This window comes from Pseudomonas sp. TYF_14 (assembly GCF_043105275.1).
Classification (GTDB): Bacteria; Pseudomonadota; Gammaproteobacteria; order Pseudomonadales; family Pseudomonadaceae; genus Aquipseudomonas; species Aquipseudomonas alloputida.
Genome location: NZ_JBICLK010000062.1, coordinates 12747 through 27440, shown reverse-complemented (window position 1 = coordinate 27440; position 14694 = coordinate 12747). Strand labels below are relative to the sequence as shown.

The following is a 14694-nucleotide window of genomic DNA, read 5'->3' as shown; positions in this document are numbered from 1 at the left end:
CTGTGACAGGTGGTTTCGTACTCGCCTGGTGGGACTTCGCCGATGCTGCTCAGCAGTTAATATACCGCCAGCAAAACCTTACCAAACATAGTACCAAAAAACCTGGAACGCTGGCACTTGCATACGCATTGCGGGCACTGGCAACTATTACAATCTCGCTAGCGGAAGCAGGAACAGCCATTGCAATCGCAAAACCTCTTTTTGACCATCTATCTCAGAATGCCAAAACAACACTTGTGAGAATGATGACAACATCCATGGGCGCGCTTGCCAACAAACTGGGAACACAAGCTGCTCGCCTACTGCTTGCACGTTTAGTATTAGGTGCATTTTGGATCGGAGTCATCCTGACACTCATAATCTACATTCTGGAAGATGACGCTTTAGAGAAGTGGTGCAAACGTAGCTGCTTCCGAACTCATAAAAATATCAAACCCTATGAAGAGCAGGAAGAACTGAGTGCCCTACACACTGCTATCGGCGAGGTTTTATAATGTATCTTATCGAATGGGGATTCTGGCAGATGGCAACTCAGTCAGAAGCTGCACGTAGAACGTACGAAGCAGGGATGACACCAGCAGAAAAGCGCGCAAATAGAGATTTTTATGAAGGCGACCTGAATGAAGAGATTCACTTTTCCCGGGTAAGTGAAACACCCCTCATACGCGGCCCTGTTTATGCATTCAATGAAACCCACATGGAAATGCGCTGTGGCGGCTCAGAAGAGAAGCGCGGCCTCATTACGCTAGTCACGATCGGCGGGGTGCTGCCTGGGATAATTTTCGGAACCGGCATAGCTGTCGGTTCCATCTGGCTTGATATCACTCAACCTTATTCAATCTCCTTTATAGCAGTCATACTTACAGCTCTATTGGCTTCAGCTTCAGGCGCAGCATTGTATTTTTACCTGAAGTACGGCGTAAAAATCTCGCGACTGGAAATGCTGACCAGTCGGCATCTACTCATTCGCTTCAATCGTATAACTCAACAGGTCCACCTCCACCGCCCCAGCTACTGTGGTGGCATCGTCACCTTCCCCTGGAAAACAACCGGCAGCACGGGCATTCGCCCAGAAGATGATTCGCTAAGCGTTGGAGTAAGACTCGGTCTAATCTGGCACCCCAGCCGCACCGGCCTGCCACACATGGAAATGGCCCTGCTCGGCAAACAAGGCCAAGGCGGCAGCGAACTGCGTGATGAGTGGGAATTCATCCGCCGTTACATGGAAGAAGGCCCGCACGCCGTCCCCCGCCCCCGCCTGAGCACCCAGCTACCCTCACCCATCCAGGCATTCAGCGCCCAGTTCGAAGGCCTTGGGCGTTTCTTCCGCAAGAGCAGCTGGCTGTTCAAAATTGCGCTGCTGTTTGTCTGGCCCGCTTTCGTCATCATCGGCACCGGCCACTGGCTCAGCCTGCTGCTGTGCTGGCGACCGCGCTGGCCGAAGGTCATCCGCGAGGCCGGCCTGCCCGGCAAGCCAGTCCCACCCGTGACAACCCTGAGCGACTACCCTCCCGCAATCCAGGCACGCCTGCTCGCCAACGCCGACCGCTGGCAGCTCAAGCCCGGCAAGCGGCCGGCGAAAAAGCCACGCAAACCGCGCAGATCCAAAGCGCAAGCGAAACCGGCTGCGCCCAACGAAGATTGTGTCTGAATTCAGAATTCGAACGTGTACCCCACGATCACCCGGTTCTCATCCGCTGCATCGGCAAAATTCGAGCGCATGCTCGCATTGCGCCAACGCAGCGACACATTCCTGAGCGCCCCCGACTGCACCACATAGGTGATATCCGTTGTCCGCTCCCATTCCCGCCCCTCTCCGTCGCCAGCGGCCAATGCCCTGCCCTTGACGCTGGCAATGCGTTGCGGGTCCACCTGATCGCCCTTTACATAACGCACGTTGAACGTCAGCCCGGGGATGCCCACCGCAGCAAAGTTGTAGTCGTAGCGCAGCATCCACGCCCGTTCGTTGGCCAAGGCAAATGTGCTGACCTGCTGTTCGCTGAACAGGTAGGTATCGGTGCCCCCTACGTAGGCATATGCCGTATCCCCACGCACTTTCTGATAGCCGCCACTGAACGTGTGGCCCTGCACGCTGTACCCGAAGTTGGTACTGAGGGCCTGATTGTCGACTCCGCCCAGCAACGCCCGGCCCTGCTCCCTTGCATTGAACCAGCGCCACTCGGTGAACACATCCCCCGGCCCTAGGCGGGTCTTGAACTTGAACCCGGCAAAATCACGCCGGAACAGGTCTTCGAGCGCACTGGTGTGAAGGCTGAGGGTCAGGTTGTTCAACGGCTGGTAATCGACGCCGGCGTAGCGCAGACGATCACTGGTGACCGCCGCCGAATAGGCCCCTTGCTGCGCCATGGCGGTCAGGTCCTCATAGTCGGTGGAGTCACGCAATTTGGTGGCATCCACCTGCAGCAGGGTGAACGTAAACCGGTCCAAGTCCTTGCTCACCAGTTGCGCACCGTTGAACCACTGGGGGAACAAGCGGCTGCTGTTGGACGCCAGCAATGGCAGTTGCGGGCTCAGGCCCCCCACCTTCAATTCGCTCTGCGCCAGCCTGGCCTTGAAGGTAGCCACGGCCTTGGCGTAGTCATCCGCGGCGCGTTTTTCGCTGTCTCGCGGCAACAGGCCGGAACCGCTACGGTCAGGCGAGGAGTCCAGCTTGAGCCCCAGCATGCCGGCTGCGTCCAGGCCAAAGCCAACCACGCCGTCGGTATAGCCAGACTGCAAGCGCAGCATGAAGCCCTGGGCCCATTCACCGCGCCGCGATTGCGCGGCACTGTCACCGTGAAAGTCGCGGTCGAAATAGAAATTGCGCAGTTCCAGGCTGCCACTGCCGTCATGGATAAAGGCAGCCTGGGCGGTTTGACAGGCGCAGTAAAGCGCCGAGAGCACCAGCGATGCTCGCCGAAAGATCACGATCATTGGTATGCCTTGCTCTTGTTCTTGTTGTTGTTCGAAGACTCAGCGCCAATCAGCTCTTGGGGTTGCGCACGTAACGCATCACCACCAGGCATGCGACCAGGATCAGCGGCGCGATTGACAGCATGCCCATGTAAGTGCTGTCGGTAAGGTCGTTGATCTTGCCCACCATCACCGGTGCAACGATGCCGCTCAGCTGTCCCACCGAGTTGATCGCGGCGGTGCCGGTGGCAATTGCCAGCCCCGAGAACGTCGACTGTGGAATGGTCCAGAAGATCGGGATAGCGATAAAGGTGCCCGCAGTGGCCAGCACCAGCGCGGTCATCATCGCGAAGGGAGAGTCGGAGAACAGGCACGCCAGCAGGTAACCGACGGCGGCCGCCAGCAGGCAGTACACCAGATAGCGCTTGCGCTCGCCGGTGCGGTCGGAGTGGCGAGTCAGCAACACCATGCCGATGCACGCTACCGCATAAGGCAATGCCGACAGTACGCCAACCCACAGCATGTCTTGCACCCCCGAGGACTTGATCAGGTGCGGCATCCAGAAATTCAGCCCGTAGGACGCGGTTTTGACCACGTAGTAGATGAACGCCATGATCGCCACTTCACGGGTCAGCAACACCCGCCAGATCGAGCCGAGTATCGGTTTTGCAGCGCGTTTGTCCTGGGCAAGGTTCTCCGCCAGCAGGTCCTTCTCCTCGCGGCTCAACCATTTCGCCGCCTCAATATCGCGGTCCAGCTTCCACAGCACCAGCAGGCCCAGCAGCACACACGGCAGCCCGGACATCAGGAACAACCAGTGCCAGCCAGCAAGGCCCAACACGCCGTCCATTGTCCCCAGCAAAAAGCCCGCAGCCGGGCCACCCACCGCCCCGGCCAGCGGCACCGCCAGGAACCACAGGCCATTCATCTTCGCCAGGTGCTTGCGCGGAAACCAGCATGCCAGGTAGAACAGGATCGCCGGGCCGAAACCGGCCTCCATGACGCCGATCAGAAAGCGCAGGAAGTACAGCGTGTACTGGGTATAGGCAAATACCAGCGCAGCCGTCGCCAGGCCCCAGGACACCATGATCCGGCAGATCCAGGCCGGAGCCCCGTAGCGTTTCAGGCCGAGACTGCTGGGCACTTCGAACAGCACGTAGCCGACGAAGAACATGCTCGCGGCCAGGCCGTAGGCAGCATCGCTGAGGCCCAGTTCCTGCTGCATTTGTGTCTTCGCAAAACTGATGTTGATGCGGTCGAAGTAGGAGAACAGGAAGCAGATGATAGCCAGCGGCATGATGCGCCAGGCCACACGGCGGTATAGCAGCAGCTCATTGATGTGACTGTCGTTGCGCTCACGCGCCAGTTCGCCGGTCAAAGCAACCATGGTGAATCTCCATTCTTGTAATTATTGGAGAGCAGCGACGCCTCGAAGGGCGTCACCAGCAGGTTTTTTAGCGAATACGGATCAGCTTTTCCTTGAAGCTCTGGCCTTTTGCGACGTACTCCGTCGCATTGCGCTGCATACCGGCGATGGCTTCGGCAGTGAGCTCGCGCACTACCTTGGCAGGTGCGCCCAGGATCAACGAGTTGTCGGGAAACACCTTGCCTTCGGTGACGATGGCGCCGGCACCCACCAGGCAGTTGTTGCCGATGACCGCGCCATTGAGCACCACCGCCTGAATGCCGATCAGCGCGCCATCGCCGATGGTGCAGCCGTGCAGCATGGCCTGGTGGCCGATGGTGACACCTTGCCCCACTGTCAACGCAAAGCCGGGGTCTGCATGCAAGACAGCACCCTCCTGCACGTTGCTGTGCTGGCCGATACGGATCGCTTCGTTGTCGCCCCGTAGCACGGCCTGCGGCCATACACTGACGCCTTGTTCCAGGGTAACGTCGCCGATGACGCTGGCATCCTCGGCGATGAACGTTTCCGGGTGCAGGTTGGGTGCAAGGTTGTCATATTGGTAGATCGCCATCTCAAGGCCTCCTCAAGCCGCGTCGTCTGTTTTCAGCACGCCCGCCGCACACAGCTGGGCAATGTGCGCGTCGCTGTAACCCAGTTCACGCATCACTTGGCGGGTGTGCTCACCAATCCGCGCGATAGCCCGCCGTGGCTGCAGGCGCTGGCCGTCCAGTGACAGCGGCAATAACGGCATCGGTGTGTGGCTGCCGTCTTCCAGTTGCAGCTCGGCCATGCCACCGCTCTGTAGCAGGTGGGGGTCCTCGAAAAGCTCTTCAGGGCGGCGGATCGGCGCGAAAGGAATGCCGTTGGCTTCCAGCTGCACCGCCAACTGCCCGGCGTCCAGCGGCGCAAACACCTCGGCCAGGTGCGCCAGCAGCCATGGCCGCTGCAACACGCGGTCGTTATTGCTACCAAGGGTCGGGTCATCAAGCAAAGCGGTCTGCCCCAGTACCCGGCATAACGCGTGCCACTGGCCTTCCCCTGTGGCGGCGACAAACATCTGCTCGCCACCGGCAAAAGTGAACACGTCATAGATGGCCCAGGCACTGATGCGGTTCGGCATCGGCGCTGCGGCTTCACCGGTGACCACGTACTGCTGCATATGCTGGGCAGCCAGCAGCACGCAATTCTCGTACAGGGCACTTTGCACCTCACGGCCCCTGCCGGTGCTGTGGCGCTCGTTGAGTGCGGCCAGCACGCCAATGGCGCCGAACATGCCACCCATGATGTCGTTCACCGAGCTGCCTGCGCGCAGCGGGCGCCCCACCGGCCCTGTCATGTAGGCCAGACCGGCCATCATCTGTACCACTTCATCCAGCGCCAGGCGGTTATCATATGGCCCGCTGAGAAACCCCTTGTGCGAAGCGTAGATCAGCCCTGGATTGCGCTGGCACAGTGCGTCGTAGCCCAGACCCAGCTTCTGCATACGCCCGGGCTTGAAGTTCTCGATGAAGACATCGGCGGTGTCGATCAATTGCAGCACGGCCTCACGGCCCTCGGGCGTTTCAACATCGACAGCAATGCATTGTTTGTTGCGGTTGAAGGTGCGGAAAAAGCCCGCCCCTGCGCCCAGCAAACGGCGTGTGCCGTCGCCGCGTACCGGCTCGATCTTGATGACTTCGGCGCCCAGGTCGCCGAGGATCATGCCGCACGTCGGGCCCATGACCATATGCGAAATCTCAACGACACGGATGCCGTCCAAGGGAAGTCTGGACATTGTGATGCTCCTCTTACGGGCAATTCAGGCGTGGCGGTGTGTGTTGGCGAAGTTGAGCGGCAATCCGGCCCGGGCGATGAAGCCGTAAAGTGGCTCGCCCGGTAGCGCTTCGCTTAGTACCTGCCGGGTTTCGATTAGCGCAGGCAAGTCGATGCCGGTGTCGTAGCCCATGCTTTGCAGCATGAACACCAGGTCCTCGGTCACGGTATTACCAGACGCGCCAGGGGCGAACGGGCAGCCTCCCAGGCCCGCCAGGGAGGCATCCAGTTCCCCAATGCCCTGCTGCACCGCCACCAGGCTGTTGGCCAAGGCCAGGCCCCGGGTGTCATGGAAGTGCGCGGCCTTGAGACGGTCGCCTGCAATCTCCCGTACGGCCTGAAGCACCATTGCCACCTGGCCCGGATTGGCATAGCCAGTGGTGTCCCCCAGGGAGACCAGGTCGCAACCGGCTTCGATCACCTGGCGGGTCAACGCACACAGGTCAGCCAGCGGCACCTCGCCCTGGCGGGTGCAGCCAAAGGCCACTGACATGCCGGCCACGACTTGCACCCCATGCAGGCCCATTTCAGTACGCAGCTGGCACATGCGCCCCAGTTCCTCGACCATCTCCACTGGCGTGCGGCGCACGTTGGCCAGGCTGTGCGCCGTGCTCACCGATACCGGGGCGACGATGCGGTGTGCCCCCGATTCAAGTGCGTCCCTTGCGCCACGAAGGTTTGGAGCCAGCACGGTTACTTGCAGGTCCGGGTACGTGAGGGCGTGAGCCACCACTTCGCGGGCATCGGCCATCTGCGGCAGCAAGCGTGCCGGCACGAACGACGCGACTTCCATATGGCGCACGCCGGCGCCGTAAGCGGCGTCGATCCAGCGGCGTTTGGCTGCTGTCGGCATGATCACTTGCAGGCTCTGCAAGCCATCGCGCAGGCCGACTTCATTGATTGTTATTGTTGTCATCGCGGTCTCTCTGTCTGAAGCGTTGCGCCAGACTAAGAGCTGGATGACGGGCAGAAAAGACGTGTTTCGCGGGCTGATCCATCGTCAGCCACGATGGATCAGCCCGCGCCCTGCCAGGCCGGTGCACGCAGCAACAGGTGGTCAAGCAGGCGCCGAGCCGACAGCGAGAGCGTGTGCCGGTCGCGCATGCAGATGACGAATTCACCAAGCGCCCAGTCGTCAGTCAGCGCAATGACCCGCAGGTCGAACAACGCCGCATAGCGGGACACGGCCTCTTGCGGGAACACCGCCAGGCCAAGGCCAAACTGCACCAGACGGTATGCCGCGTCGAACGACGACACGTACGAACGAAAACGCAGCGCCTTGCCTGACTGTTCGGCGCTTTTACGCATGAAAGCGTTCAATGTGGCAAAGGCCGATAGCCCCAGGTGGTCGTAACCCAGGGTTTCCTCGAAGGCAATCTGGCTGCGGCCGGCCAACGGGTGGTCAGCAGCAACGACCACGGCCAGGTGATCCTGCCGATACGGTACGAAATCCAGGTCACCCACCGCCATGGATTTGCGGCAGATACCAAGGTCTGCAGTGCCCTCGGCCACACCACGAACGACATCGGCGCTGAAGCGCTCTTCGATATCGGCCTGGATGAGTGGGTATTCCAGCATGAACGCTGACAGTTCTTCGGGCAGAAACTCCATGATCGACGATACATTGGCCAACACCCGCACATGACCACGCGCGCCGTGGGCGTATTCGCTCAGCTCGCTGTCCAGGCGTTCCATGGCGCGGGTCATTTCCCTGGCATGGCGCAGCAGTGCAAGCCCCGCCGGGGTGGGCTCCACGCCGCGCTTGCTACGTTTGAGCAAGGCGGTGCCAAAGCGCGCCTCAATGTCTGAAATACGTTTACTGACGGCGGACGGCGCCATGAACGCGCGCTCGCCTGCGCGGGCGATGGTGCCTTCTTCGCAGACGACGATGAACAGGTTCAGGGAAAGGTGGTCGAGGGGTTGCATCGCTTGGCTCGGCTTGGGGAAGGGACCGCCGTAGCACTGTAGCAAAAACCGCATTGGCTTCTAAAACCGGGTTTGAATTACCGGCCCCCAATCCCCAACCTTGGGGGAACGCTGCCCACCGCCAGCGGCTGGCATAAAGCCCTACTGAGAATCTGTAGCCCCTGCACCATAAGGCCTGCAAAGCATTTTTCAGGTGTTGGCACAGCTCTTGCCGATCTCCTCCCAGACGCCCCAAGTCCATGGGCCCGTTTGCAGGAGGAATTGACTCATGCACCGACCGATACCCCACCCGCTGGCAGTGGCGATTTTCGCCGGCATGCTCCAGCTTCCCGCGCAAGCCGCCTTGAACGCTGTCGATCCAGGCGCTTACGTCCCAGCCAATGGCGGCTTCCCCGCCTGGTACCAGGACAGCCACGGTCGTACCCTCGACCTGTGCCTGACCAAGGCCGTCAGCTCCCGGGTCGCAGGCGCACCTGGCGCACCCTCATACATGTGCACGCTACTGCCCACACCTGGTGTGTTCGACGATACCCAACCCATCGTCTTCCCCACCAACTTCCCTGACGAAGCGTTCTGGTTCACTGCCGACGCTGCAATCGTCGACGCTGCGCGTGGCATCGACCTCAGCTATGGCACGGCGATCGAAGCGGCATTCGCTGCCGAAGAACCTGTCGAGGGTGACCAGGTCAGCTTCGCCCGGGTCCGTATCCGGGTCGACGTTCCCACCGCGGGCACCTACGTGGTCACCCACCCCTATGGTGTTGAAGTGTTCGATGTGCCCGTTGCAGGGCGCCGGGCGATCAACATGACCCGCGACATCGGCATCGCCGGCGCAGGCGACTTCACCGGCGCACTCAAGGGCGATGTCGGGCCGTTCCTGCGCAGTGTCAACGGCCCCTACACCGAAGGCAACGAGCGCTTCATTGGTGACCCGAACCTGGAAGAACGGGTAACGGGCAGCCCATTCAACACCAACTACGTCCGCATCGAAGGCCCTGGTGGCATCGACCTGCGCACCGAGCTGTTCGCTGTCTCGGGCAAGCTTTCCGAAGTGGCCCTGCCAACCCCGCTGATGCCACAACGCAGCACTTACTCACGCCATACCGAGAACGGCGACCTGATCGCCCAGCAAGACATCTTCGTGTTGGCCCCGCCGCCACCGGCAAGCGTCACCCTGACCAGCCAGACCCCCAACCTGAGCCTCACTGAGGCCAACGGCACCGGCGCCTGGTACGCCCAGTCAGCCCTCAACCCGGCGGCCGGAACCATCGTGACACTGTCCGCTGACAACAGCGTGGCAATCCCGACCAGCAGCCTGACCACCAGCAACGTTCCCCTGACCGACCTGGTCACCATCACGCAGGCCCAGTACCGCCTGTCCACCGGCGAGCTGACCCTGGTGGCCAGCACCAGTGACGAAACAACACCTCCAGTACTTACCGCACATACCGGCAACGGCACGCTGATCGGCAACCTGGGCGGTACCGGCGCCGTGAAGACGTTGAGCATGACCCTCTCGCCCATTCCGCCGGCCAAGGTGCAGGTCACCAGCGCCAACGGTGGTAGCGACTCCGAAGACGTGGTGCTGGTGCCATGAACAGACAAAGGCTCAGCCTTCAAGGAGGCAGCATGAACACTTGGTCGCGCCGTGCGCTGTTGGCCGCCGGTTTCTCTCTTACCGTTACCAGCGCCGCGTTCGCCGCGCTGTCTGATGTCGATCCGGGGCCCTACACCTTCGCCACAGGTGGCTATCCGATGTGGTACAAGGACAGCCTCGACCAATCCCTGGAGCTGTGCCAGTCGCGTGCCACCAGCACCCGTGCGCCAGGCGCACCCGGGGCGCCCGCCTACATGTGCACCTTGTTGCCCGAGCCCGGGGTCTATGACGATGCCCTGCCGCTGGTATTTCCAGATAACTGGCCACCCGAGATGTTCTGGTTCCTGGCCGAAACCTCGATACCACAAGTCGGTAACAGCGGATATGAGCTGGAGGTCTACGTTGCCGGTATAGAGGCAGCCTTTGCTGCTGAAAACCCGGTAGACGGTGATCAGCAAAGTTTCGCCCGCATCCGTATCCGCGCATCGGTCCCACGCACCGGTACCTACACCATCACGCACCCTTACGGGGTGGAGACGGTCAACGTCACCACGGCAGGTCGTCGCGCGATCAACATCACCCGGGACATCGGTATCGGCGCTCCGGGCAACTTCCAGGGGGCGCTGGCGGGGGCGATCGGCCCTTGGCTGAAGGGGGTTGGCGGGCCATATACAGAGGTCAACCCCGACACGGGCACCACCGAAACCTTCATCGGCGACCCCAATATCACCGAAGCGGTCACGGGTAGCCCCTTCAATACCAACTTCGTGCGCATCGAAGGGCCCGCGGGCGCCATTCAGACCAACACGTTCACCGTGTCTGGCAAGGTGCTGGACCAGCGAGCACAAACCCCGGTCACCCTGGAGCGCGCCACCTATTCGCGCAACGGCAGCGGCACCCGCGTGGAAGTGTTCGCCAAAGCCCCGAGTGAGGCCAGCCTGTGCATGCGCAATGGCCTGGCACTGATCGGCACGCCGCCTTCGCCTTGTCAGTTCACCCTGACTTCGGACAACAACGGGTTGTTCTTCAGCCAGCAGTTCAACCAGTCGGTGCCGCCAGCGGTGGTGGTTGTCACCGCCAGCAACGCAGTCGGCGGCACCCAGCCGACTGCGCTCTCGAGCAAACTCAGCGACGTGGTCAAAGTCAGCACCGCACGCTATGACTGGGCCAACAAACGTCTGTTGATCGAGGCCAGCTCCAGCGACGAAGTAGCGGTCCCCGACCTGCTCGCCCAAGGCTACGGCCGCATGTCGAAATCGGGCACGCTGCAAAGCATCACGGTCAACGATTTGGCTCAACCGCCCGCTACCGTTACGGTCAAGTCTGCCCATGGCGGTAGTGATGTGGAGCCGGTGATCGTGGTCGGCAGCGCCCCGGTCGAGGCCGCCAACCAGCCACCGCTGGCCCAGGCCGATGTTGGCAGCACCAGTGTCGGTGTACCGATCACACTCAACCTGCTGCTGAACGACAGCGACCCGGATGGCGACGTGCCGCTGACCATCAGCGACCTGACCCAACCCGGGACCGGCCTTGGCGGCGTCGTGCTGAACGGCACCACCTCGGTTACCTACACACCGCCGACCGGGGCCACACAACCGCTGGTAGCCAACTTCAGCTACCGGGCGGTGGATGCCAAGGGCCTGAAGTCGGAACCGGCCACGGTCACCATCAACGTCGCACCTAACCAGGCACCGACTGCCAACCCGGAAACCGTCGCCACCTTGGGCGTGCCATTGACCATCAACGTGCTGGCCAACGACACCGATCCAGAAGGCAACGTACCGCTGAGCGTGGCCAACATCACCCAGCCGGCCGCCGGCCGTGGCACGGTCAGCACCGACGGCACAACCGTGACCTATACCCCACCGGCCACTGTAACCACAGCCTTCACCACCACCTTCACCTACCAGGCACGTGACTCGCTGGGGGGTCTGTCCACCCCAAGTACGGTCACCGTCAACGTGTCGCCTCGGCCTGCCGCTGAAACCTTCGCCGTCACGACAGCCACGGTCACGGCGCGCTCCAACAACCGTTACAACTGGGACATCAGTGGCACCTCGTCGGTGACCACCGGCAATACCGTAACCGTGCGGGTAACCACTACCACGGGCGTCCAGACCTTGGGGACGGCCACGGTAGCGCTGACCGGCCGCTGGCGCCTGGTGGTAAGCAATAGCACCACGATCATCCCGACTGCGGCACCGACGGCGACGATCACCACCAGCCAAGGCACCACGCGCACCGTCAACGTAGTCGTGCAGTAAAGGCCGGAGGCTTCGATGAAACGGCTGTACTCCCTGTTGCTCTGCCTGGCCCTGGCGGGCCAGGCCTGCTGGGCAGAGGACCTGATGGACAATGCCGACCTTGCACCCGGCAACGACCTCGGTGAACCAGTGATCATCCGCCTGCTGCCGGCCGGTGCCGGCCAGGCTGCGGTGATCGAGCAACAAGGGTTAGGCAACCGCGCCGCCCTCGACCAGAACGGTCAGGCCCTTCTGGGCCGTATCGTCCAGTCCGGCGGTGCCCAGGAAGCGTACATCTTGCAGGAAGGCAGTGACCTGATGGCCATCATCAGCCAACAGGGAAATGGCAACAGTGCGTCGATTCGCCAGAGCGGCAGCAGCAACAACGCCGCCATCGAGCAGATCGGCAACGACAACAGCGCCAGCATCGTGCAGTCCGGCTCAGGGCTCAACAGCTCCGTGACCCAGGCTGGCAATGGCCAGCATGTTCAGATCACCCAATACCGATAGACCTGGAGGCACCACCATGTACAAGCTCGCTCCGTTAAGTGCCGCTATCGTCCTGGCCCTCGCAGGTCAGGCCATGGCTGCTGACAGCACCTCGTCCCAGACCCAGGACGGCAAGGAAAACATCGCCGAAGTCTCTCAGACCCAGGCATCCTTCGCCTCGGCCACCCAGAACCAGACTGGCATGGGCCACAACCACCTCGCCGTGCAGGCCGAAAGCACCAGCGATATCCAGCAGAGCGCCACCGGCCAGTACAACGCCGGCTACGCCGAGCAACTGTTCGAGAACGGCAGCCAGATCACCCAGCACGCCGGAGGCAGTTACAACGATGCCTTCGCCAGCCAGTCGCTTGGGTCGAACAACGAATCGCTGCAAACCCAACAAGGCGTCGGCAATAAATCCACCGTGTGGCAGGACAGTCAGGAAGGCAGCAAAGCCACCAGCGGGCAATCCGGCCAGCGCAACGAGGCTTTCATCGAACAGACCTTCGGTGGCAGCAACAATCGCAGCACCGTCAACCAGACCGGCCAGGACAACTACGCCACCGCCGAGCACCTGAACCATGTCGATGGCGATATCCAGGTCTATCAGGAAGGCCACGACAACTGGGCCTATGGCGACCAGCGCGAAGGCACTGGCGGCACCATTGCCATTGGCCAGTACGGGGGCGGCAACTCCGTGGAAGTGTGGCAGGACACACAGATCGGTAGCCAGGCCTCCGTGGTCCAGACCGGCCAGTCGAACGAAGGCTATATCGACCAGAGCTTCGGCGTCAGCAACAAGGTCAGCCTGTCGCAGCAAGGCAATGCCAACGCCAGTTGGTCGGACCAGTTCGAGACCAACAACTCGACCACCACCATTACCCAGACCGGCAACAACAACCTGCATTTCACCTATCAGAACGGTGAAAACCTCAACCTGACCATCAACACCCAAGGCAATGGTAACAGCATCACCGCCAGTAACTGGAAAGGCGCCAAGATGGGTGGCCAGTTCGGCACCAACCAGAACGCCACCATCAACCAGGCTGGCAATGGCAACGGCGTCAATCTGACCCAGAAGGGCGCTGACCAACTGGCCACGCTGACCCAGACGGGTAAAGGCAACCAGATGTCGACCAAGCAGGATGATGTCAGCAACGAGCTGTACTTCGAACAGAACGGCACTGACAACATTCTGATCGCCGACCAGCGTGGGACCGACAACTATGCCTACGGCAGCAGCCAGGGCACCGGCAACACCATCACGCTCGACCAGTCCGGCTATAGCAACCAGAGCTACACCAACCAACTCTACGGAAGCGGAAACGAAGCCACCATCAAACAGACTGACAGCATCAACGTCGCCTACGTGACCCAGGGAGGCCAAGGCAACAAGGCGTTCGTCGACCAGAGTGGTGTCGCCCAATCCGCCACCATCACCCAGCTGGGCAGCGCGAACCTGGCCACTGTGACCCAGCAGTAAACCGCTCCCCCTTGAACCGCGGTGCTCCTCTCCCTGGTGCCGCGGTTCCTTTTTCTGTCATCCCGTCCTCTGCCATCGTTCGATCCGGCCGGCGCGTGTAATCCCCTGACGTGTAGCTGTCGGGTACAATGGCAAACCGCTCGAAGATGTGCAGCCACATGATCCAGTCCGACCTCGACCTGTTCGGCCCCCAGCCGCAACGCCTGGCCAGCCACACCGTGCTGCTGCCCGGCTTCGCCCTGGCCGAAACCGAGGCGCTGCTCGATGCCCTGCGTCCGGTGCTGCGTGCTGCGCCGTTCCGGCACATGTACACCCCAGGAGGCCTGCGCATGGCAGTGGCCCTGACCAACTGCGGTACGCTGGGGTGGGTGAGTGATCAACATGGCTACCGATACAGCCCCAGCGACCCAGTCAGTGGCCAGCCCTGGCCCGCCCTGCCCCCGGTTCTGCTCGCCTTGGCCTCCCGCGCCGCAGCCATGGCCGGGTTTGACGGTTTCGTGCCGGATGCCTGCCTGGTCAACCATTACCTGCCGGGCACGCGCCTGAGCCTGCACCAGGACCGCGACGAGCAGGATTTCGGTCAGCCGATCGTGTCGGTGTCGCTGGGCTTACCGGCGGTGTTCCTGTTCGGCGGCCTGCAGCGTGCCGACAAGGCTCAGCGCATTGCGCTGAGCCACGGCGATGTGCTGGTCTGGGGTGGCGTAGACCGCTTGCGCTTCCACGGCGTGCTACCGATCAAACCCGGCGTGCATCCGCGCCTGGGCGAACGGCGGATCAACCTGACCTTGCGCAAGGCGGGTGCCTGAACAGGGGCCGTCATCTG

General features: G+C 61.7%; 12 protein-coding genes and 1 pseudogene. 7 read left to right on the top strand and 6 right to left on the bottom strand.

Annotated elements, in window-relative coordinates:
• Together ACF8O8_RS18310 and ACF8O8_RS18305 are read left to right on the top strand one after the other, a co-directional pair.
• A pseudogene (locus ACF8O8_RS18310) lies at positions 1-494 on the top strand (hypothetical protein); the annotation flags it as partial.
• Positions 494-1651, top strand: coding sequence for a DUF6708 domain-containing protein (locus tag ACF8O8_RS18305; protein WP_392510192.1), 1158 nt, complete (start codon positions 494-496; stop codon positions 1649-1651). The pseudogene ACF8O8_RS18310 and the gene ACF8O8_RS18305, both read left to right, overlap by 1 nt.
• A 2-nt stretch (positions 1652-1653) precedes the next feature.
• On the opposite strand, the gene ACF8O8_RS18300 is transcribed toward ACF8O8_RS18305, so the two are convergent.
• The 6 genes from ACF8O8_RS18300 to ACF8O8_RS18275 all read right to left on the bottom strand — a co-directional run bounded on the left by ACF8O8_RS18300 (position 1654) and on the right by ACF8O8_RS18275 (position 8059).
• Entirely contained in the window at positions 1654-2934 is a 1281-nt protein-coding gene (locus tag ACF8O8_RS18300) for an OprD family porin (protein ID WP_392510191.1), read from the bottom strand.
• A gap of 49 nt (positions 2935-2983) precedes the next feature.
• On the bottom strand, positions 2984-4300 hold the full coding sequence (locus tag ACF8O8_RS18295) for an MFS transporter (RefSeq protein WP_076403116.1): 1317 nt from the start codon (positions 4298-4300) through the stop codon (positions 2984-2986).
• Positions 4301-4367: 67 nt separating this feature from the next.
• The gene (locus ACF8O8_RS18290; RefSeq protein ID WP_010954264.1) at positions 4368-4892 is read right to left on the bottom strand and encodes a gamma carbonic anhydrase family protein; all 525 of its coding nucleotides are present in this window, start codon (positions 4890-4892) and stop codon (positions 4368-4370) included.
• Positions 4893-4904: 12 nt separating this feature from the next.
• Positions 4905-6095 (bottom strand): CaiB/BaiF CoA transferase family protein, encoded by a 1191-nt coding sequence (locus tag ACF8O8_RS18285; protein WP_392510190.1) that lies wholly within the window; start codon positions 6093-6095, stop codon positions 4905-4907.
• Between the two features lie 24 nt (positions 6096-6119).
• Positions 6120-7049 carry a hydroxymethylglutaryl-CoA lyase gene (locus ACF8O8_RS18280; protein ID WP_010954266.1) on the bottom strand — a complete coding sequence of 310 codons (930 nt, stop codon included), beginning with the start codon at positions 7047-7049 and terminating at the stop codon, positions 6120-6122.
• A 98-nt stretch (positions 7050-7147) separates the two neighbouring features.
• Positions 7148-8059 carry a LysR family transcriptional regulator gene (locus ACF8O8_RS18275; RefSeq protein WP_049587677.1) on the bottom strand — a complete coding sequence of 304 codons (912 nt, stop codon included), beginning with the start codon at positions 8057-8059 and terminating at the stop codon, positions 7148-7150.
• Positions 8060-8327: 268 nt separating this feature from the next.
• Between ACF8O8_RS18275 and ACF8O8_RS18270 the strand changes: the two genes are divergently transcribed.
• From ACF8O8_RS18270 to alkB, 5 genes are all read left to right on the top strand, one after another.
• Positions 8328-9656, top strand: coding sequence for a hypothetical protein (locus ACF8O8_RS18270; protein ID WP_010954268.1), 1329 nt, complete (start codon positions 8328-8330; stop codon positions 9654-9656).
• 32 nt (positions 9657-9688) lie between these two features.
• The gene (locus ACF8O8_RS18265; protein WP_049587679.1) at positions 9689-11920 is read left to right on the top strand and encodes an Ig-like domain-containing protein; all 2232 of its coding nucleotides are present in this window, start codon (positions 9689-9691) and stop codon (positions 11918-11920) included.
• Positions 11921-11935: 15 nt separating this feature from the next.
• Positions 11936-12409: a curlin gene (locus ACF8O8_RS18260; RefSeq protein WP_010954270.1), complete on the top strand. Its 474-nt coding sequence runs from the start codon at positions 11936-11938 to the stop codon at positions 12407-12409.
• A 16-nt stretch (positions 12410-12425) separates the two neighbouring features.
• Complete coding sequence (locus tag ACF8O8_RS18255; protein ID WP_392510189.1) at positions 12426-13871, top strand: curlin; 1446 nt, start codon at positions 12426-12428, stop codon at positions 13869-13871.
• 158 nt (positions 13872-14029) lie between these two features.
• Positions 14030-14677 (top strand): DNA oxidative demethylase AlkB, encoded by a 648-nt coding sequence (gene alkB, locus ACF8O8_RS18250; RefSeq protein WP_010954271.1) that lies wholly within the window; start codon positions 14030-14032, stop codon positions 14675-14677.
• Positions 14678-14694 lie beyond the last annotated feature (17 nt).

Bases quoted from the DNA above. Each gene is read 5' to 3' on its own strand.
- ACF8O8_RS18305 (WP_392510192.1), top strand. From the start codon at position 494: ATGTATCTTATCGAATGGGGATTCTGGCAGATGGCAACTCAGTCAGAA.
- ACF8O8_RS18300 (WP_392510191.1), bottom strand. From the start codon at position 2,934: ATGATCGTGATCTTTCGGCGAGCATCGCTGGTGCTCTCGGCGCTTTAC.
- ACF8O8_RS18295 (WP_076403116.1), bottom strand. From the start codon at position 4,300: ATGGTTGCTTTGACCGGCGAACTGGCGCGTGAGCGCAACGACAGTCAC.
- ACF8O8_RS18290 (WP_010954264.1), bottom strand. From the start codon at position 4,892: ATGGCGATCTACCAATATGACAACCTTGCACCCAACCTGCACCCGGAA.
- ACF8O8_RS18285 (WP_392510190.1), bottom strand. From the start codon at position 6,095: ATGTCCAGACTTCCCTTGGACGGCATCCGTGTCGTTGAGATTTCGCAT.
- ACF8O8_RS18280 (WP_010954266.1), bottom strand. From the start codon at position 7,049: ATGACAACAATAACAATCAATGAAGTCGGCCTGCGCGATGGCTTGCAG.
- ACF8O8_RS18275 (WP_049587677.1), bottom strand. From the start codon at position 8,059: ATGCAACCCCTCGACCACCTTTCCCTGAACCTGTTCATCGTCGTCTGC.
- ACF8O8_RS18270 (WP_010954268.1), top strand. From the start codon at position 8,328: ATGCACCGACCGATACCCCACCCGCTGGCAGTGGCGATTTTCGCCGGC.
- ACF8O8_RS18265 (WP_049587679.1), top strand. From the start codon at position 9,689: ATGAACACTTGGTCGCGCCGTGCGCTGTTGGCCGCCGGTTTCTCTCTT.
- ACF8O8_RS18260 (WP_010954270.1), top strand. From the start codon at position 11,936: ATGAAACGGCTGTACTCCCTGTTGCTCTGCCTGGCCCTGGCGGGCCAG.
- ACF8O8_RS18255 (WP_392510189.1), top strand. From the start codon at position 12,426: ATGTACAAGCTCGCTCCGTTAAGTGCCGCTATCGTCCTGGCCCTCGCA.
- alkB (WP_010954271.1), top strand. From the start codon at position 14,030: ATGATCCAGTCCGACCTCGACCTGTTCGGCCCCCAGCCGCAACGCCTG.